Source organism: Acinetobacter sp. YH01020 (assembly GCF_013420275.1).
GTDB lineage: Bacteria > Pseudomonadota > Gammaproteobacteria > Pseudomonadales > Moraxellaceae > Acinetobacter > Acinetobacter amyesii.
This window is the reverse complement of sequence record NZ_VOYN01000038.1, coordinates 1-19,436: the sequence shown is the minus strand read 5'-3', so window position 1 is coordinate 19,436 and position 19,436 is coordinate 1. Positions and strand designations below refer to the sequence as shown.

Below are 19,436 nucleotides of genomic sequence, written 5' to 3'. Positions count from 1 at the left end.
ATTCATCACTTTTTTTTCAGAGACTTATTGATCTTTTTTATAACATTTGAATGCTATATTCATGTTATATTCGGCTCACGAAACAACCTTTTGTATAATCAAACCAGTGACGGCAATGAATACTTTACAGTCAAATTCTATTACCCAAAACGACATTGATGACGTGAATGTAAAAAGCATTCAGCCTCTTGTTACTCCTGCAGAACTAAAAAAAGAGCTACCTCTGACTGAAACTGCCTATCAAACAGTCCTTAAGGGCCGTGAAACTGTACGTAATATTTTAGATGGAAATGACAAACGTCTTTTTGTTGTCATTGGTCCATGTTCAATTCACGACACAGTCGCTGCACATGATTATGCTGACCGTTTAAAAGTTTTAAGCGACAAAATCCAAGATACGATCTATGTCGTGATGCGAGTGTATTTTGAAAAACCACGTACCACTGTGGGTTGGAAAGGTCTAATTAATGACCCAGACATGAACGACTCTTTCAACATCGAAAAAGGCTTACGTATTGGTCGTAAACTTTTACTTGAATTGAATGAAAAAGGTTTGCCTTGTGCAACTGAAGCGCTCGATCCAAACTCACCACAGTACTACCAAGATCTTATTTCTTGGTCAGCGATTGGTGCGCGTACCACTGAAAGCCAAACACATCGTGAAATGTCTTCTGGCCTTTCTTCACCAGTTGGCTTTAAAAATGGTACAGATGGCGGTTTAACCGTTGCGACCAATGCCATGCAATCTGTTAAACATGGTCATAGCTTCTTGGGCTTAAGCGACCAAGGTCAAGTTTCAGTTATTCGTACCAGTGGTAACCCTTATGCACACGTTGTACTTCGTGGCGGTAACGGTAAACCAAACTACGACGCAGGTTCTGTTGCAGATGCCGAAGCGGCATTAGCCAAAGCAAAAGTTAGTGGCAAAATCATGATTGATACCAGTCATGCAAACTCAAACAAAGACCCGTACCTACAACCCCTTGTTCTGAAAAATATTACTGAACAAATCCTTGACGGAAACAAGTCAATCGTGGGTATTATGGTAGAAAGTCACTTAAAAGGTGGTCGTCAGGATATTCCTGCCAACCTCTGTGACCTCGAATATGGTAAATCAGTGACTGATGGCTGTATCGATTGGGATACGACTGAAAAAGTCTTGTTAGAGATGCATGAAGCACTTAAAGACGTGTTACCGACACGCTAAGTGAATGAAAAACGCCATCTTCAAGATGGCGTTTTACTTTGAAGGATTATTTGTCAGATGAATGAAATCGAAAATGCGTTAAGTCACATTGAAAACTTCCAATATATACATGAACACTTATTAACGTCAGGACAACCATCTCCTTCTGAGCTTCAAACGATCAAAGAATATGGTGTTTCAACGGTTATTAATTTAGCACTGACCGATGCATCCAATCATATCGAGCATGAAGACCGCATTTGCCTAGATCTAGGCCTGAACTACATTCAAGTTCCAATCTCTTGGGATACCCCTTCAGATGATCAATGCCTTTTAGTACTCGATATGATTGACCATTTGGTTCAAGGTCAAACGGTTTGGCTACACTGTGCAAAAAACTTCCGTGTCAGCAGTTTGATGTATTTATATCGTCAATACTATATGGATGTTGATATGCCAAAGGCTCAAGATTTGATGCATCAAATTTGGAAACCCAATGAAACTTGGACAGGTTTAATCCATGCGGTTGCCTTACAACTCCAAGGCCGTAAAGCAACTCAAGATTTACAACATGCACTGATCCATCCAGATCATTTTGCGTGAGAAATCAGTACTGTTGCAGTAGAAAGAATACCTTCTTGGCGACCAGTAAACCCTAATTTTTCGGTGGTGGTCGCTTTGATGCTAATTTGTGTAACTTCAACATCCATAACATCTGCGATACTTTGACGCATTTCTAAATTATGTTTTGCTAGTTTAGGGCGCTCACAAGCCACGGTAATATCAGCATTATTAAGTACATATCCACGATCTAAAATCAGTTGGTAGACGTGTTTTAAAAGTACTCGACTATCGGCACCTTTAAATTTTGGATCTGTATCTGGAAAATGCTGACCAATATCTCCAAGTGCCAAAGCACCTAATAATGCATCACAAAGCGCATGCAGTACCACATCACCATCTGAATGTGCTTTGAGTCCATGTGTATGTGGAATTTGAACACCAGCAAGCGTTACAAAGTCACCTTCTTCAAATGCATGCACATCCATGCCCTGACCGATACGAATTTGAGCTATCATGCTTGAGTTCCTTGAGAAAATAATGATTGAAATCTTGTATTCACGCTTTCTATTTCGCTATAGTGTGGGCAAGCGCAACATAGTGAAAGTATAAGCGATCATGCTGTTGAAAACTGAAATAAATATCATCAAAAAATTCGGACTGGTTCTGCTAATAGGTTCTGGCCTAGCGACGTTTACGCATGCAGAAAAGATTGACTGTGATCAGGCCAATACTCAGGCAAAAAAAAATTACTGTTCTGACGGTTTTGAAGAACAACGTGAAAAGCTAGATGGGCTTTTTTTAACGGCACAGTTGATTACCGATGCCCCAGTACGCTTGCTGATAGATACGCAAAAATTATGGTATAGCCGAGTTCAGCAATGCAAAAACTTGGATTGTTTCAAACAACAATTTGAGCTTCGCCATGAAGATTTGAATATTTATACCTCGATGAACCAAAGTTTAACGCAGCATTATCTTAAATTTGAAAATGGCCATTTTGCGACATCACCTGTACATTTAAAGGTGCATCAACTAGGCAAAAACAGCATCAAAATAGAAGGCATTGCCTATCGTAATCCGAACAATCGAGTTGAAACACAAACCATTCCCTTTTTAGCCTACACAACACCCGAACAAAAAAATCAAATCACCGATAATGAACACGACTGCAAATATCAGTTCAATTACAGTAAAGCCTTACTCTCAGTAAAAACTGAACAAAAAGGCTGTGAACGTTTTGCAGGGATTTATCGTTTATATGATTAAGATCAAATTCGAATGACTTAGAAAAAAAAGCCTCAAGGTTGAGGCTTTTTTATGTCTACAATTTTTTGATGTCTACAATATGTCAGTTAAATCGGATGTGTTTGCCGCACTTGCTGGCTAATCATCGCAGCTGTTGCCGCAGATAAGGTCCATCCAAGGTGACCATGCCCTGTATTATAGAAAATATGATCTCGCTTACCTGCATGTACTACAGGCATCATATTGGGCATCATTGGTCGTAAACCCGCCCATGGCACCACATGTTCTGTTGATAGATTAAAGTTACGATTCGACCAATCAATTAAGGGCTGAATGCGATCTGCACGAATGTCTCGGTTATAGCCATTAAACTCTGCCGTGCCTGCAACACGTAGTCGATTTGCACCTAAGCGTGAAGTCACAATTTTGGCACTTTCATCCAACAGACTTACCCAAGGCGCATTGGCCTGACTTTGTTCATCATTTAAATTAATGGTGATTGAATATCCTTTGACTGGATAGACATTTACCCGATCACCGAGTTTATGTGCAAGTTCATAACTCCCTACGCCACCACAAACCACCACAGCATCTGCTTCAAGTACGGTATCAGCATCGGGATGTTCCATATTTTCATCACTGGCTTTTAACTGAACATTGACACCTTTAGCATGATGTTCAAAGTCAGTCACCTCAAAGCCCCACATATATTTCACATCAAAGCGTTCTGTTGCTTTGGCAAGCTGCGTCGTAAATTTATGGATGTCGCCCGTGGCATCGCCCGGACAATAAAAGCCACCATAGTATTCACCTGTCAGACTAGGCTCAATGTCACGGATTTCAGCTAATGTCACAGGATGACGCTCTAAGCCACCCTCACAGAGCATATTATTAACTTGAGTCGCCACCTCATAATCATGTTGATTATGAAAGAAATGTAAAATGCCGCGTTTTTCTAAATCAAACTGCAAGTTTTCATGCTCAGCAATTTCAAATAAACGCTGACGTGCCATCAATGCAAGACGGACGGTCTCGTGAGTATTTTCACGGTAATCTTTAATATGCCCCATAAACTCAAAGAGCCATGAATATTTGTGTAGATTAAAACTTGGATTTAATAATAATGGCGCGGTTTTTTGTGACATCCATTTGATGCCTTTCACTACCGTTGCTTTTTGGTTCCAGACTTCAGCATTACACGCTGATAATTGTCCACCATTGGCAAACGACGTTTCCATCGCAGGATAAAGATGTTTATCGACCACAGTGACACGATAACCGAGTAATCCGAGTTCGTAAGCTGTCGTTACCCCAGTAATACCTGCACCAATCACAACAATATGACACATATAGGCTCCTTGGAAATTATATTTCCTATGTTCGCCCCATCTGTCATTGTTACCTGAGAGCTTTGGTTCCTTGCGAAGCAATGTGAACCTTCCCCTTCGGTGAGTAGGTCTAGCCTACTTCTCTCCAGATTTTTATATGATTACAGTCCTTTTGCCTGAGAGTTTCCTGGGGGAACTTGCTCCTTCGGCGAGCACGATCTGTGCTTCTCTCCTGCAATCATCCATTCGTTTTTTTATTCGGCATTCATCTTGGTATTGCCTTAGTTAGATATGAGCAATATTTGTACCAAATCTCAAGTCCTATTTGGGTCAATATTGTTAAATAATATTTTTATATCGATTTAAGTTATTAGGTTATAAATTTAAAATCAATTTTTTTATACCTAAATACTTCATCTTTAAAATAAAGGTTTAAAATACTGAATGAAATTTATATCTAGAAAGATTGAAGTTTTATGTCGGATTCTACCCTTTTCTCTTGCTTTGCATCTGTGATCAAAACACATTCTATTGAAGAATTAACTCAAAGTGATTTACTCCGTCTTAAAACTCTGGGAACTATTCAAAGCTTTTATGCACCATTCGAGGCCATAAATCATGATGCAAAAGTGGTCATCGTCGGCATCTGCCCAGGCCAACAACAATGGCGTAATGCATTAATTGCAGCGAAGGACGGCGTAGAGCAGCAATTATCTGAGGAAAACATACTTAAACTTGCCAAGAATAGTGGTGCTTTTAGTGGTCCTATTCGTAAAAATTTAACTCAACTGCTAGATCATATTGGATTACACAATCAATTAGGCATACAGACCACTGCAGAGCTATTTAGCAATCATCAAGATATGGTGCAAATGTGTTCGGTTTTACAGCAATGTATTTTGGTCAATGGAAAAAATTATGCAGGCTCAACGCCCGCAATGTTGAAAAATGAATTATTAAAACAACATATTGATGATTATTTTATTCCTATGATTCAACAGCTTCCGAACGCAATTTATATTCCGCTAGGCAAAGGTGTAGATGAGGTTTTAAATTATGTAAGCAGCTTAGGCTATTTAAAAGATCAGCAGATTTTAGCAGGACTTCCCCATCCATCGGGTGCGAATGCTGAACGGATCAAATATTTTTTAGGCGAAAAACCACGTGACCAATTGTCTCGACAAACCAATCCCGAGCAGATTGATAGCGCAAAATCACAGATCTTACTTAAGTTATCTAAATTTCAATGAAATAAGATTTACATCACTTAATAATATTTTTTATTTGAATATCGACCACTTATATCAAAGCAGTGCTCAAACAAAACTAGAAAAGTGTGATGTATTTTACTTTTTTGTTTTTTCTGTGTGAATATGCGCCAAAATAAATATTGCTTATAAAAATAACGCTAACATGGAAAAACACATGAAAAATTATTTAGTTCTAGGATTTACACTCCTACTACTCACAGGTTGTATTACCGTACCTAAAAATAAACCTGAAACCAGAACATTAAAGCTGAATGGTGTGAATACCGTTGAAAACAGTAACGTAATCCAACGAACCATTACTCGAGGTCAATTACTGTGTGAAACTGGACAAAAATGTCCTGAACTTGCAATTGATTAGCAAAAGAATAAAGGTGAGTATGCACTTTCACTGCATTCTTATGATCAACAGCAGCTTGATATGAATGAAATATCTTTTGTGATCGACGGCAAAGTATTGTCTTATCCTGCAATAGGTCAAACAAATTATCGTCGCTTAGATAATTCAAATGTGATTGATTCTTCTAATACCGTGATGATCCCAGATACTGTGCTTAAACAATTCTGTGACGCAAAAGATATTGCGGTGATTATGAATACCAACCAAGGTGAAATCGCACACTATATGCTAAAAAACCAAAAATCATCAGATGCCTACCGACTATTTTTACGTGCTTACTCTTAAGCCCAAATAGTCTAAAATCAAAATCCCAAAAGTTAGTGTATGTTTTTTGGGGATTTTTTATTCATCTCGCTTTATAAATTGATCAAATGCATCACATGGTCTTTATTTTATTCGTTTAATTAATTGTTTAATTGTCAGTTCACAAATCGGTTGACCTACCTCTAGATGAAGAGGATAGGCTTGATTTTCATCTGTAAGCTTATAGCCACGTCGTTGATAATATTTTATTAATTCTAAACGCCGATCAATCACATACATCACAAATTCTTCAACATTGGGTTCAATCAACATCGCTTGCTGTTCTGCAAATTGCAATAATTTTTTCCTAAGCCCTGAGCTTGCTCATTTGGATGAATTGCAAAATGACCAATTTCACAGCTCTTCCCCTGCATTTGAATACCAATACACCCCATGATCTGCGCATGTACCGACTCAATCACATATAAATGAAAATCCCTTTTTTGTAAGAGTTGACTGAGTTGAGACACATTTATTCGATTTCCTCGAACAATATGATGTTCTGTCGTCCAACTCTTGGGATGATTTTCCCGATAGGCTGTATTCATTAAGCTTTCAAGCTGCTGAATATCACCAAGTAAAGCATTTCGTATATTCATATTTTTTTGCTATTTATTTTCATAGGCCTAGTTTACCGAAATAAAAAAACCAGACAATTGTCTGGTTTTTTTATGCAATTTTCTCATCAGTGTGACTTGCTAAAGCTATTCACCAACCGCGTTCGGAACAAAGCAGCGCTTTGTTATTTATCCACTGTGACTCGCTAACGCTACTCACCAACCGCGTTCGGAACAAAGCAACGCTTTGTTATTTATACACTGTGACTTGCTAAAGCTATTCACTAACCGCGTTCGGAACAAAGCAACGCTTTGTTATTTATCCACTGTGACTCGCTAACGCTATTCACTAACCGCGTTCGGAACAAAGCAACGCTTTGTTATTTATCTACTATGACTCGCTAACGCTACTCACCAACCGCGTTCGGAACAAAGCAGCGCTTTGTTTCCTCACTTGGGTTCAATTGGGGCAAATGGTGCAACAACGTCTGCATTTTGTGCACGGTTACGCATGAAGTGATCCATGAGCACAATTGCCAACATTGCTTCTGCAATTGGTGTTGCACGAACACCAACACAAGGATCATGGCGACCTTTGGTCAACACATCTGTATCTTGACGATTAATCGTAATGGTTTTACCCGGCGTAGTAATGGAAGCTGTTGGTTTCAAGGCGATCGCAACACGAATGTCCTGACCACTCGAAATACCACCCAAAATGCCGCCAGCATGGTTTGCCAAGAAACCATCCGTAGTTAATTCATCACGGGTTTCATGACCAAACTGCTCAGCAACGCCAAAGCCATCACCAATTTCAACACCTTTTACAGCGTTGATGGACATCATGGCATGTGCAATATCTGCATCTAAACGATCAAATACAGGCTCGCCCCAACCAACTGGCACTTGCGTCGCAATAATTTCCAGTTTGGCGCCACAGCTCGTTCCTTGTTCACGAAGTGACGTTACGAGAGCTTCAAAACGTGGGACGGCATCTGCATCACCACAGAAAAATGGGTTATTCGGAACTTCATTCCAGTCCAATTTCTGTGCTTTTTCGGTACCAATTTGCGTTACATGACCACGAATTTCGATACCGAATTTCTCAAACAAGAATTTTTTAGCAATCGCACCTGCAGCAACACGCATCGCAGTTTCACGAGCACTCGAACGGCCACCACCACGATAATCACGGAAACCATACTTATGTGTATACGTATAGTCTGCATGCCCCGGACGGAAGGTTTGTGCAATGTTGCCATAATCTTTTGATTTTTGATCTGTGTTACGGATCAATAGACCAATCGATGTACCGGTCGTTTTGCCTTCAAATACGCCTGAAATAATTTCAACTTCATCGGGTTCTTTACGCTGAGTCGCAAACTTAGATGTGCCCGGCTTACGACGATCCAGATCCTTTTGCAAATCGGCTTCAGTCAGTTCAATACCCGGTGGAACCCCATCCACAATGGCCATCAGACCAACGCCATGAGATTCACCACAAGTCGTTACACGGAAGAGTTGCCCTATACTATTACCTGCCATGTCAAACGACTCCTTATGCTTGAACAGATTGAATAAATAAATCTCGGTATTCGCGGCATTGAGCAGCAGTCAATGCAAAGATACCTGTACCGCCTTTTTGGAACTGTAACCAGTAAAAATCAACGGTATTGAAGTTTTGACGCATTGCCCATTCTGAGTTACCCACTTCGATCACAATTAAGCCATCTTCAGTCAGGTAATCTGCAGCTTGTGCCAACATTTTACGGACAAGATCCAAACCATCTTGACCCGCAGCAAGCGCCATTTCAGGTTCATGGTGGAATTCTTCTGGTAAATCTGCCATGTCTTCAGCATCCACATATGGCGGATTCGACACGATTAAATCATATTGATTTTCTGCTGGAATTTTGGCGAATAAATCAGACTCAAGTAAAGCCACTTGATATTGTTTATTGTGGTGTTCACAGTTAATTTGCGCCACTTCAAGTGCATCTTTAGATAAATCTGTTGCATCAACTTCAGCATCTGGGAATGCATAAGCTAAAGCAATCGCGATACAACCTGAACCCGTACACATATCTAAAATGCGCTGAGGAGTTTTTGGATTGGCATTTTCAGGTAGATTATTAACCGCAGCACCCATTTCGCCATTTTCACCTAAGCAATATGGCGCAAAACGGTTTTCAATTAACTCTGCAATTGGAGAACGTGGAATCAGTACACGTTCATCGACATAAAATGGCTTACCAAAAAAATATGACAAGTTAAGTAAATAAGACGTTGGAACTTTTTCATTAATACGACGTTCTAACAATGCTAAAAATTCTGCAACTTCACTTGGCAATAATTTCGCATCTAAGATTTCCGCATCTGCATTCCAATCTAGAGATAACGTTTGTAAAACCAATGCTGAGCTTTCAGCAAAATAGTCTTCTGTACCTTGTCCTAAGTGGGCATCATATTGACGTAAAGCTGTTACCCCAAAGCGGATATAATCACGAATTGTAGATAGGTTTTCAGCTGCTTCCTGTAAATGTTCAGGGCTAATAGTCGGTCGATCCACTTAAGGCGTCTCCAGTTCATAATTTTTTAAACGCCCTATGATACCTTGTTTTAATGCTATTTATAATAAAAATACGGCATTATTCACCGCTTGAAAGCATTTCATAACCGTATATATGAGGTCTGATACATTCGCTGAAATGAAATGTGTACTTTATGCCTTTCTTCAGCATTCTATAAAATCTAATTAGATGAAAATTACGAATAAAAACCAATTCAAGCTCAATTGTTTAGCAATTTGTACTTGATCCTAAGCTTTAATTTCTTAAAATCATCCCCATACAAACAGTTAAATTTTAAATGCGGAGCTCCAATGAGCTATAAGCACAATAACCTCATGGCTATGCGTCAGAGCTATTGGGAAGACACTCAGTCTTTAAATGTGCAAACTGAAAAGGCATTTTTTCAGCAACTATTGATCGAACATCAAGTTTTCCCAAATGCGAGTCTAGAAAACGCACGCACCCTATTTTTTAGCTTACCGAGCATTATTATTGTCAAAGGTTATGCTGCCGGATTTAAAGACGAATCTGTCCAACATCTTATTCATCAACATATTGAAGAACATAAAGCTGCATTGATGCAAAATGATACGGTAAAAATCAAATATCGTTTATAGTTTTCTTTCCAATATACCTGTCTACGCGGCATCGTGCTTAAGTTTGCAAATGCTTACTGCATATTCAGTAAGTTGAACTATTTTAATACGTTAAGAAACGTTAAAATTAGCTACAATGTATTTTTCTGCGAATTGCTGATTAAAGGATTTAATTTACATGTCAGATCAGAACGATAAGCTCAAACACTTGAAAACGTCTTCTATGGATCGACGCTTATCTATCGCAAAGGCATCGCTACTTGCGGGAACTCGTTGGGCAGCATCAAACGCCACTTCTATTTTTTCGAGTGAGGAAGAAAAAGAGAAAAAGCGTAAAAAAGCCATGAAAGATCAGGCCGAATATCTCGTCGCAGAAATTGGTAAATTAAAAGGTTCGATTGTAAAAATCGGGCAAATGATGGCATTGTATGGTGAACATTTTCTGCCTGAAGAAATCACCCAAGCCCTCAACACCTTGAACAATCAAACAGTTGCATTGGCATGGCCAGCCATCAAAGTCCAATTACAAAATCAACTTGGCTCAAAACTTGATGATCTCGTGATTGATCATGAGCCGCTTGGTACAGCATCTTTGGCACAAGTTCACCGTGCAAAACGTAAATCTGATGGTTTAGAACTGGTATTAAAAATCCAGTATCCAGGTGTGGCAGATGCCATCGATTCGGATATGAATCTATTCAAAAACATGCTCAAACTGACACGAATGGTGCCTCAAACGCGTGAATTTGATCAGTGGTTTGATGAAGTTCGTGAAATGATGCATCGTGAAGTAAATTATAAAATCGAAGCAGATACCACTCGCCGTTTTGCTGCACGCTTAAAAGAAGACCCACGCTATATCGTGCCGCAAATCATTGAAGGTTATTCAACACCTCAAGTACTGTGTATGACCTTTGAACGTGGTGTACCGATTAACAGCCCAGTAATGCTATCACTTCCTCAAGAGCGCCGTAACGCCTTAGGTGAAGCATCACTTGAAATTGCCGTACGCGAAATTTTTGAATGGGGTGAAATGCAAACCGACCCTAACTTCGGAAACTATTTGGTGCGTTTGGGCAATGGTGCGGATGTACCAGATAAAATCGTACTCCTCGACTTTGGTGCGATCCGTCAGTTCGATGAGCATCTATTAGGCGTTGCACGTAATTTGATTACCGCGGGTTATCACCATAGCTCTGAGCAAATGGTCAAAGCGATGACAGGTTATGAGTTCTTTGATGGTATTCCACAAAGTATTAAACCTGATATGGCTAAAGTCTTTTTGTTAGCGACAGAGGCATTTAGTAGCACTGCAAATAACCCGGACATCCCTGCTGGTGTTATGGACGAACAACAACGCTATGATTGGAAAAAAAGCCAATTACATAGCCGTGTGATGCAACAAGCTTCAAAATCGATGGCATCTCGCTACTTCTCAGTTCCACCTAAAGAGTTTATGTTTATCAGCCGTAAATTTATCGGTGCATATACCTTTATGACCGTCATTGAAGCAAAAACCAATGTTCGTCGTATGATTCAAAAATATCAATGATCATTCAATACAGACCTTAAAACTTGGCTGACTCAAATGTCAGCCAAGTCAATTTTAAAATAACAATCTGTTTAAGCCTTTTCACTTTTTTATTCTTTATTAATCATTTAGCTATCAAAAATCACTTAAGCGCGCCGTTTATCTTTGACAATCATACATGTCATTTATGACATGGTTTTTCTATCTTTGGCATGTCAGCATTGAATAAGAATAACGCAAATGGAAAACAACAATGACCAATATGGTAAACAAGGCACAAGGATTTGGACTCTCACTTTTAACGAAAATTGCCGGAAGTGATGTACTCGATCAATTTAAACTGCGCAAATTTGTTGAAAAATCTTTGTATCAGAGCTCAAAAGCAGGTTTTAAAACCTTGAGCCAAACGCAAAAAGTATTTCAGACCAACAAAGATGTGCATAAGCAACGTTTGCCTAATCAACAAAAATCATTATTTGATTTAAACCTGACTGAAGAACAACAAATGACTGCTGATGCGATGCAGCAGTTTGCCACAGAAGTTTTGTATCCACTTGCTCATCAAGCCGATCAAGAGGAAAAATTTCCTGAAGCGTTATCGCAACATATCCAAGATCTAGGTCTAAATTATTATGCCTTACCTGAAGATTTGGGTGGCGTTGCAGCAGAAAAAAACATCATTAGCAATATCTTAATTGCGGAACAATTGGCTGAAGGTGACTTTAGTTTAACAGCAGGTTTACTGTCGACGCTTAGCTGTATCAATGCTATTACCCAATGGGGTTCCGAATCTGTTCAAGCAACCTACTTAGCAGCATTTGCAGATGATTCAACCCTGCGTGCAAGCTTTGCGGTTCAAGAGGCCACGGCGGCATTTAATCCCTATCAACTTAAAACTCAGGCAATTGCTGACGGCCAGCAGTATAAAATCAGTGGAGAGAAAACCTTAGTCCTTTTAGGTGAACAGGTAGATGTGCTGTTGGTGAGTGCCATGCTCAATGGGCAGCCTGAAGTTTTTATTGTGCAACGCGACAAAAGCATTAGCGCAAAAAAAACACCTGCTATGGGTTTGAAAGCCACTGAAACGGTAACTTTAAAATTTGCTCAGACCCCTGCCCAACGCTTAGGCGATCAAGATTTCAACTACACTTCATTTATCGATCTTGGCAATTTAATGTGGTGTGCCATGGCTGTTGGTACCGCAACTGCAGTCAAAAAATATTGCATTCAATATGCCAACGAACGTACAGCTTTTGGGGAGCCAATTTCGCACCGTCAAAGTGTGGCATTTATGATTGCAGATATGGCAATCGAAATTGATGCCATGCATATGCTCATCCTCAATGCAGCAAGCCTAGCCGAAGCCGGCAAGCCATTTCATCGTGAAGCCTATTTAGCCCGCGTGCTATGTGCTGAAAAATCGATGAAAATTGGGACCGATGGCGTGCAAATATTAGGTGGTCACGGCTTTACCAAAGAACATCCCGTAGAACGTTGGTATCGAGACTTACGTGCCACAGCGATTCTTCAATCAGGCTTACATGCTTAATTCAGCAATATAAAAACAAGGAAATGTCCATGAACTTACAAAATCCGAAAAAATTTAAATTGCTGATCGACCAAGCCCATGAAGTCGCTTTAAATGTTCTACGTCCTATTTCACGTAAATATGACAAAGCCGAACATGCCTATCCTAAAGAGTTAGACATGTTATCTTCCCTCGTCGACGGTATGAATGATGGCGGTGATGGCATGAATGCAGGTGCTGCCGTCAATAAACGTGGCGACACAGACACGGGTAATAAAAACGGTGTCAATATGTCGACTGCACTCAGTATCATCGAGATGTGCTATGGAGATACAGGCCTGTTGCTCAGTATGCCTCGACAAGGGCTTGGAAATTCGGCTATTGCAGCAGTAGCTAATGATGAACAACTAGAACGCTTAAAAGGAACTTGGGCCGCTATGGCCATTACAGAACCCAATTGCGGCTCTAATTCTGCTGCAATTCGGACAACAGCGACGAAAGATGGCGATGAATACATCCTCAATGGTGAAAAAATCTTTGTCACCTCAGGCGAACGTGCTGATTCAGTCGTTGTTTGGGCAACGCTAGATAAAAAATTAGGCCGTGCAGCGATTAAATCCTTTGTTGTTGAAAAAGGTACACCGGGCATGACTGTAGAACGCCTAGAACATAAATTGGGTATTAAAGCTTCTGATACGGCTGCCATTAGCTTTGTAGATTGTCGTGTCCCTGCTGCAAACTTATTAGGCAATGCTGAAATTGATGTAGCAAAGGGTTTTGCTGGGGTTATGGAAACTTTTGATAATACTCGCCCACTCGTTGCCGCGATGGCTATTGGCTGTGCCAAGGCATCTTTAGAGCGAATTAAAGAAATCTTTAAAGATGAATTAGATGAGCAGTATTCAACACCGATCTTACAAAGCTCGAATATTGCTGCACAAATCTACCGTATGGAAGCAGACTGGGAAGCAGCACGTCTACTCATGCTCAAAGCCGCATGGATGGCCGACAACAAAAAACCTAACTCACGTGAAGCATCCATCGCTAAAGCAAAAGCAGGCCGTGTAGGTAATGAAATCACGTTAAAGTGTGTAGAGCTCGCAGCGGCTGTCGGTTATAACGAAGATGAATTATTGGAAAAATGGGCACGTGATTCAAAAATCCTCGATATATTTGAAGGCACACAGCAAATTCAACAATTAATCGTTGCACGTCGTGAACTGGGTAAAAGTTCAAGCGAATTAAAGTAATTTTTTGCTTGAGTAATTTTAAACTTAGAGATGGATTTTTTTATAGGATCAGTCTATAAACAATCCATCTTTTGTTTTTCGATGATTATGTTTCAGATCCGACCACTTCAACTTGAAGACAATGTAAGCATTGCCAATGTCATTCGCACAGTTTCCAAAGAATTTGGATTAGCGCCAGAGTCAGGATTTGCTGTTGCAGATCCAATTTTAGATGATTTATATCACGTCTATACGCAAGCAAATGCACAATATTGGGTTATTGAAAATCAACACGGTACAATTTTAGGTGGTGGGGGCCTTTCTCCTTTAGTTGGAGACTCAAGCATTTTAGAAATCCAAAAAATGTATTTTATGCCTGAATTACGTGGTCATGGCTTATCCAAAGATATTTTAGAACTTTGTTTTCAATTCGCCAAAGATCATAATTTTAAAGCGTGTTATTTAGAAACTACACATACACTTGGGCAAGCGGTGAAACTCTATGAAAAAGTAGGATTTGAACACTTACAAGCTCCCAAGGGCAATACAGGTCATAGCCAAGCATGCGAAATTTGGATGCTTAAAACGCTTTAAATAAAATTAGATTCTACAAATTTCACTGGAAAGATTTACAGCTTTATCAAATACAGTTATTTGATGAATGGATATCCTAGTTTTTTATAACTAAAGTTCTCGGGATTTGAATGTTCCCATAATCTTAATAAGTACCATGTTAAGAGAGAAATACTGATTCAATTAACACGATCTTTTTCTCTCTTCACTTAAAAAATCATGTAATTTGAGTACATTTCCATCAATTCTTACAATTTCACTGTACAGAGCATCTTAAGAAAATATTGACCTCTAAGTCTCCAGTTCATAATATCGCTTTAGAAATTACACTTAGCCATGATTATTTTAAAGTGAATATAAATGCAGAATGTACTGAATAAAACTCGCCTTTCAACTCGTCTTTCGTCGCTCCTAAGCGCTCACAGCTTAAAGTTTTCAACTGTTATTATATCTGTAACCCTGATTTCTGGATGTTCATCACTAGGTGGTGGCTCTGTAGAAAAACGTGCAGTTAAACTTTCATCAGGGATCCAAAAGGCCTATTCAGTCAATCCTGAAACTGCAAATCGAGTGTCACCCTACATTGTGCAAACTGCCGATCAATACAACTTAGATCCTTTACTACTGGCTGCCGTTATTCGCCAAGAATCAACTTTCCGCCCTTATGTCAGTTCTCCTGCAGGTGCAGTCGGTTTAACTCAGGTGATGCCACGTTATTGGCAAGCAACATGCCCTGGGGATTTATATGACGAATTAACCAATATTAATTGTGGGTCATTTATTTTAACTAAATATAAAAATGCCGCTGGCAGCATGCCAAAAGCTTTAGCCTACTATAATGTCGGACCTACCGCTTATAACACCAATCGAAAAATGAAAAAACAAGGCAAACGTTATGCAAAACAAGTGAAGCAACATCAAAATAATTTAAAAAGTGCATTATAAAAGTAAAGTTCAATCCTATGACCTAGGATTGAACTTTCAATATATATCACAAATAATTGAATTTAATAGACTTAAATCACAAATATAGCTCTAGAAACAATATTATATAATGTATTTTAATGAGCAATAAATAAACAAACAGCACAGATATTTAATACTTATTTCGTCTTATGTAATCGTTTTTATATATTAAAATAATGAAATAATACATTAAATCTATTAATAAAAAAACTCCTATAAAACAACAACCTTAATGGAATTTTATATACAACAATTCTATAAAAAGTTTAAATATTCTACACAATACTACAACTATTAGCAGCCAAGAATCGTTTAAAGACCATTTTTACTTTATTTATTATTAACAATAATCAACCAGCTGATTTTTTTTAGCATTGTTTATTCATTATTTTTAGCTAATATCTTATACGTCAGTAAAACTATATTACTGATTAACATATAATTTATTGGGGTTAATAATGGCCAAATTATCTTTAAACGGTTTAACAGACATTGACGGTTTTATTGCTGCAGCTTTGGTTGACAGTGAAAGTGGCCTTGCTATGGCAACACAAGGCAATAACGACATCGACTTAGAATTAGCTGCTGCTGGTAATACCGAAGTTGTACGCTCAAAGCGTAAAGTTGCCAAAGCATTGAATTTAAATGACTCAATTGAAGACATTCTAATTACTCTGGGTAAACAATATCACTTAATTCGTCCACTCGACTCAAATGAAGCATTATTTCTTTACCTCGTTTTAGACCGTAGCAAATCAAACCTAGCTATGGCTCGCCATGAACTTAAACATTTCGAAAAAGAATTAGATTTTTCTTAATTTAAAGTTGGGTTATTTCACGTGAAATAACCCAGTTTTTCTGGACAATTTCATGAATAGCACATTATATATTTCTGTCTTTGGCTTAAATCTAAATGTTATCAATGACATTAAATCTATTATTTCAAATAAGCTATCTGAAACTTTTACTATTCATTGGACAAACATTGCAGATTCGAAACTCCAAGTCCTATTAATCAATGATGACTTTATCGACCTGCCGAATATAAATAAAATAAGGCACGAAGCTTTAATCATACTTAAACTTAAAAAAAATGAATTGAAAGCAAATCAAATCGAACACGATACCCTGTTTTTACCCCTAACAAATGCCAATCATTTTGAGCATTGGTTAGAGCATTCAGTTGCGTTAAGATTCCGTGATATTGATCCTGTAAATGTGTCCAAACCTATTGTTGTGCAAGACATAAAACCTAAATTAAATGCACCCCAGATCTCACAGGCTTTTAAAGATTTAAATAAACATCGACGTCAACTATTGCTTTTAGATCAAAAACCAATCGCACTCATTGATAACTTAAGCAATGAGTTTTGGATAGAACAAAATATACAAATCACACAAAATTCTGAAATCACACTCATTCCAGCAGATACAAATACAGTTGTCACTTTTAAATATGGGTTGGAATCAATAAATTTACAGCATGGATTATGGCAATTTGTTTGGGATTACCTAGATGATACTCCCCCCCAATTACACAAGCCACTATAAACTTTTGCATTGGCCACAGCCTATACATTGTGCTGAGCGACAATCACTATTGAAAATATCCGCTTTTTTTATGGAAGGTAGTTCTACTCAATATATCACTGAACAAATACATTTAAGCCAAAAGATTATCAATCGCTATTTATTTGCATGCCACATAGCTGAAATCATAGAAGAGATTCCAGCCATGGCGACTGTCTATCATAGCCAAGAAACAGCTCAAGAATCTTCAAATCCACTACAGAGTTTTTTTCCGTAGTCTTCGAAAAAAATTAGGAATCTAAAATTTCATTATGATTTTACAGCAATACAAGATCGTATTTGCCGGAACGATGGGTGCCGGAAAAACCACTGCTATTCAAAGTATTTCTGATATTCCTGTACTGAGTACAGAAGCGCTGAATACTGATCAAAATGCACATCAAAAAATGTTGACTACAGTTGGGATCGATTATGGTGAACTTACTCTCGCCGATGGTACTAAACTTGGTTTATATGGTACGCCGGGCCAAGAAAGATTTAACTTTATATGGAATACCATTTGTAACGGCGCGATTGGTACAATTATTATGATTGATCATATACATGACCATCCAATTCAGCAGCTGAATGATTATTTAAATTATTTTTCTGAAAATAATGAAAACATCATCATCGCGATTACGCATTTAGACAGTACGCAGTATAAATCCACCAAACTTTATAAAGAATGGCAGGATTCACAACAAATACATCACCCCATTTTTTATATCGATGCTAGAAATAAAAAAGACATTCTTTTTATTCTAGAAGCACTCATTGCAAAAGCCGAAGTTCAACTTTCAATTTAATGAAGATATTATGAATACAGCAATTCGTACTACACGTTCAGCACCACTACAGCTTATTGAACAAGCACATAAACTCATGAAGGAGTTAATTTCTGATGTGTCCGGTGTTGAATATATGATGTTATGTTCAACTGATGGTTTTGAATTAAAATCTATAGAAAAGAAAAATATTGAAAATTCTGGAAAACTTGCAGCTGTAAGCAGTTCGATCTTAGCAATGGTTCAAGCTTTTACTAACGAAATTAATTTAGTCGGTTGTCAAACCATTACATTAGATGCTGAAAATGGTAAAGCATTACTCACAGCGATCTCTCACCCTCAACACCCCATGATATTAGTTGTCTTGACATCAAAAAATGTATTATTAGGGCAATTATTATATTCTTTAAAAAGAGTGAGTAATGAACTAAGCGAATATCAACTGTCAAATACATTCGCCTAGTCCAATTCAATTTATTTCATCGATTCACGCATTTTATCTTCATCAAAATATTGTGCAAATGATGCAATACGTTTTTCAACAACTGGATTTTTCATCAGGTTCTCAGCTGCACGATTCCCCAATAGTTCAAATGCTTTACCCAAAGCATTTGTTCCTTCATTTTCTGTAACAGCTTTGATTTCAGCATTACAACGTTTCGTAAATAAATCTTGAAATAAATTTGCCATATTTTTATCAATCTTTTGCATCTCAGCTGACGTCACTTTACTATATTTAGAAATTTCTGGATGTGCTGAAAATGCCAAATAAATCCAAGCCGTTAAGTTTTGACTCTCTTCTGCTGAAATTTTATTTACCAAACATTCACTTAGTTTATCTTGATACACACCAGCTGTAGTATTGAAAGAAACAAACGCAAATAAAACTGTAGCTAATAATTTATTAAAAAACATCTTAAATACCCTATATTTTATTAAATAGACAAACGATTTTATTATATTGATTTATTATACATTTTCATTAGCAAAAGATTTTAAAATGATATAGATGGATTGAGCATTTTAGTTTTATTTTCTTTAAATATCTCTCGTTTTCCTATTTTGTGCTTTTTCTTTTCCACACATAAAAAAACACCCCCTGCACTAGTCAGGGGGTGTTTTCGAATAATGAGCTGGCGATGACTTACTCTCACATGGGTAACCCCACACTACCATCAGCGCTAAGAGGTTTCACTTCTGAGTTCGGGAAGGGATCAGGTGGTTCACTCTTGCTA

General features: G+C 38.2%; 24 protein-coding genes, 1 rRNA gene and 1 riboswitch. Of the genes, 17 read left to right on the top strand and 8 right to left on the bottom strand.

Going from position 1 to position 19,436, the window contains the following annotated elements:
• The first annotated feature begins 115 nt into the window (after window positions 1–115).
• Together FTT85_RS13385 and FTT85_RS13380 are read left to right on the top strand one after the other, a co-directional pair.
• Complete coding sequence (locus FTT85_RS13385) at window positions 116–1,207, top strand: 3-deoxy-7-phosphoheptulonate synthase (RefSeq protein WP_143221612.1); 1,092 nt, start codon at window positions 116–118, stop codon at window positions 1,205–1,207.
• A gap of 57 nt (window positions 1,208–1,264) precedes the next feature.
• Window positions 1,265–1,789 (top strand): protein tyrosine phosphatase family protein, encoded by a 525-nt coding sequence (locus tag FTT85_RS13380; RefSeq protein ID WP_180054898.1) that lies wholly within the window; start codon window positions 1,265–1,267, stop codon window positions 1,787–1,789.
• On the opposite strand, the gene ispF is transcribed toward FTT85_RS13380, so the two are convergent.
• A complete protein-coding gene (ispF, locus tag FTT85_RS13375; protein WP_168378679.1) occupies window positions 1,777–2,265 on the bottom strand; it encodes a 2-C-methyl-D-erythritol 2,4-cyclodiphosphate synthase in 489 nt (162 codons plus the stop codon). The two genes, FTT85_RS13380 and ispF, sit on opposite strands and share 13 nt — an antisense overlap.
• Window positions 2,266–2,365: 100 nt before the next feature.
• On the opposite strand from ispF, the gene FTT85_RS13370 reads away from it, so the two are divergent.
• Window positions 2,366–3,016, top strand: coding sequence for a hypothetical protein (locus tag FTT85_RS13370; RefSeq protein WP_180124038.1), 651 nt, complete (start codon window positions 2,366–2,368; stop codon window positions 3,014–3,016).
• Between the two features lie 86 nt (window positions 3,017–3,102).
• Here FTT85_RS13370 and FTT85_RS13365 read toward each other — a convergent pair whose 3' ends face one another.
• Window positions 3,103–4,344 carry a D-amino acid dehydrogenase gene (locus FTT85_RS13365; protein WP_180183757.1) on the bottom strand — a complete coding sequence of 414 codons (1,242 nt, stop codon included), beginning with the start codon at window positions 4,342–4,344 and terminating at the stop codon, window positions 3,103–3,105.
• A gap of 133 nt (window positions 4,345–4,477) precedes the next feature.
• Window positions 4,478–4,568, bottom strand: a riboswitch (glycine riboswitch).
• Between the two features lie 231 nt (window positions 4,569–4,799).
• Between FTT85_RS13365 and FTT85_RS13360 the strand changes: the two genes are divergently transcribed.
• From FTT85_RS13360 to FTT85_RS18755, 3 genes are all read left to right on the top strand, one after another.
• Window positions 4,800–5,573 carry a hypothetical protein gene (locus FTT85_RS13360; RefSeq protein ID WP_180183756.1) on the top strand — a complete coding sequence of 258 codons (774 nt, stop codon included), beginning with the start codon at window positions 4,800–4,802 and terminating at the stop codon, window positions 5,571–5,573.
• Window positions 5,574–5,748: 175 nt separating this feature from the next.
• The gene (locus FTT85_RS18760) at window positions 5,749–5,952 is read left to right on the top strand and encodes a hypothetical protein (protein ID WP_257222271.1); all 204 of its coding nucleotides are present in this window, start codon (window positions 5,749–5,751) and stop codon (window positions 5,950–5,952) included.
• Between the two features lie 60 nt (window positions 5,953–6,012).
• Window positions 6,013–6,276: a hypothetical protein gene (locus FTT85_RS18755; RefSeq protein WP_252725827.1), complete on the top strand. Its 264-nt coding sequence runs from the start codon at window positions 6,013–6,015 to the stop codon at window positions 6,274–6,276.
• Between the two features lie 102 nt (window positions 6,277–6,378).
• Here the strand turns inward: FTT85_RS18755 and FTT85_RS13350 are convergent, their stop codons facing one another.
• From FTT85_RS13350 to prmB, 4 genes are all read right to left on the bottom strand, one after another.
• Complete coding sequence (locus FTT85_RS13350) at window positions 6,379–6,591, bottom strand: hypothetical protein (protein ID WP_180026295.1); 213 nt, start codon at window positions 6,589–6,591, stop codon at window positions 6,379–6,381.
• Window positions 6,561–6,893, bottom strand: a complete 333-nt coding sequence (locus FTT85_RS13345; protein ID WP_180183755.1) for a GNAT family N-acetyltransferase — start codon at window positions 6,891–6,893, stop codon at window positions 6,561–6,563. The genes FTT85_RS13350 and FTT85_RS13345 overlap by 31 nt, the downstream gene beginning before the upstream one ends.
• Before the next feature lie 408 nt (window positions 6,894–7,301).
• The gene (gene aroC, locus FTT85_RS13340; RefSeq protein ID WP_180022784.1) at window positions 7,302–8,396 is read right to left on the bottom strand and encodes a chorismate synthase; all 1,095 of its coding nucleotides are present in this window, start codon (window positions 8,394–8,396) and stop codon (window positions 7,302–7,304) included.
• A 13-nt stretch (window positions 8,397–8,409) separates the two neighbouring features.
• A complete protein-coding gene (prmB, locus tag FTT85_RS13335) occupies window positions 8,410–9,420 on the bottom strand; it encodes a 50S ribosomal protein L3 N(5)-glutamine methyltransferase (RefSeq protein WP_078193871.1) in 1,011 nt (336 codons plus the stop codon).
• Between the two features lie 312 nt (window positions 9,421–9,732).
• On the opposite strand from prmB, the gene FTT85_RS13330 reads away from it, so the two are divergent.
• The 11 genes from FTT85_RS13330 to FTT85_RS13285 all read left to right on the top strand — a co-directional run bounded on the left by FTT85_RS13330 (window position 9,733) and on the right by FTT85_RS13285 (window position 18,664).
• A complete protein-coding gene (locus FTT85_RS13330) occupies window positions 9,733–10,038 on the top strand; it encodes a hypothetical protein (RefSeq protein ID WP_180109864.1) in 306 nt (101 codons plus the stop codon).
• A gap of 157 nt (window positions 10,039–10,195) precedes the next feature.
• Window positions 10,196–11,569 (top strand): AarF/ABC1/UbiB kinase family protein, encoded by a 1,374-nt coding sequence (locus FTT85_RS13325; protein WP_180022785.1) that lies wholly within the window; start codon window positions 10,196–10,198, stop codon window positions 11,567–11,569.
• A 241-nt stretch (window positions 11,570–11,810) separates the two neighbouring features.
• On the top strand, window positions 11,811–13,097 hold the full coding sequence (locus tag FTT85_RS13320; RefSeq protein WP_180183769.1) for an acyl-CoA dehydrogenase family protein: 1,287 nt from the start codon (window positions 11,811–11,813) through the stop codon (window positions 13,095–13,097).
• Between the two features lie 29 nt (window positions 13,098–13,126).
• Window positions 13,127–14,326 carry an acyl-CoA dehydrogenase family protein gene (locus tag FTT85_RS13315; RefSeq protein ID WP_180183754.1) on the top strand — a complete coding sequence of 400 codons (1,200 nt, stop codon included), beginning with the start codon at window positions 13,127–13,129 and terminating at the stop codon, window positions 14,324–14,326.
• 87 nt (window positions 14,327–14,413) lie between these two features.
• Entirely contained in the window at window positions 14,414–14,899 is a 486-nt protein-coding gene (locus FTT85_RS13310) for a GNAT family N-acetyltransferase (RefSeq protein WP_180183768.1), read from the top strand.
• 339 nt (window positions 14,900–15,238) lie between these two features.
• A complete protein-coding gene (locus tag FTT85_RS13305) occupies window positions 15,239–15,823 on the top strand; it encodes a lytic transglycosylase domain-containing protein (protein WP_078191033.1) in 585 nt (194 codons plus the stop codon).
• A gap of 479 nt (window positions 15,824–16,302) precedes the next feature.
• Window positions 16,303–16,662 (top strand): roadblock/LC7 domain-containing protein, encoded by a 360-nt coding sequence (locus FTT85_RS13300; RefSeq protein WP_078191034.1) that lies wholly within the window; start codon window positions 16,303–16,305, stop codon window positions 16,660–16,662.
• A gap of 52 nt (window positions 16,663–16,714) precedes the next feature.
• Complete coding sequence (locus FTT85_RS13295) at window positions 16,715–17,395, top strand: hypothetical protein (RefSeq protein WP_180183753.1); 681 nt, start codon at window positions 16,715–16,717, stop codon at window positions 17,393–17,395.
• 70 nt (window positions 17,396–17,465) lie between these two features.
• A complete protein-coding gene (locus tag FTT85_RS18580) occupies window positions 17,466–17,651 on the top strand; it encodes a hypothetical protein (RefSeq protein ID WP_218955480.1) in 186 nt (61 codons plus the stop codon).
• A 34-nt stretch (window positions 17,652–17,685) separates the two neighbouring features.
• The gene (locus FTT85_RS13290) at window positions 17,686–18,222 is read left to right on the top strand and encodes an ATP/GTP-binding protein (protein ID WP_180183752.1); all 537 of its coding nucleotides are present in this window, start codon (window positions 17,686–17,688) and stop codon (window positions 18,220–18,222) included.
• Between the two features lie 10 nt (window positions 18,223–18,232).
• Window positions 18,233–18,664: a roadblock/LC7 domain-containing protein gene (locus FTT85_RS13285; protein WP_180183751.1), complete on the top strand. Its 432-nt coding sequence runs from the start codon at window positions 18,233–18,235 to the stop codon at window positions 18,662–18,664.
• Window positions 18,665–18,675: 11 nt separating this feature from the next.
• Here the strand turns inward: FTT85_RS13285 and FTT85_RS13280 are convergent, their stop codons facing one another.
• A complete protein-coding gene (locus tag FTT85_RS13280) occupies window positions 18,676–19,116 on the bottom strand; it encodes a hypothetical protein (protein WP_180183750.1) in 441 nt (146 codons plus the stop codon).
• 216 nt (window positions 19,117–19,332) lie between these two features.
• Window positions 19,333–19,436 (bottom strand): 5S ribosomal RNA (gene rrf / locus FTT85_RS13275); the annotation flags it as partial.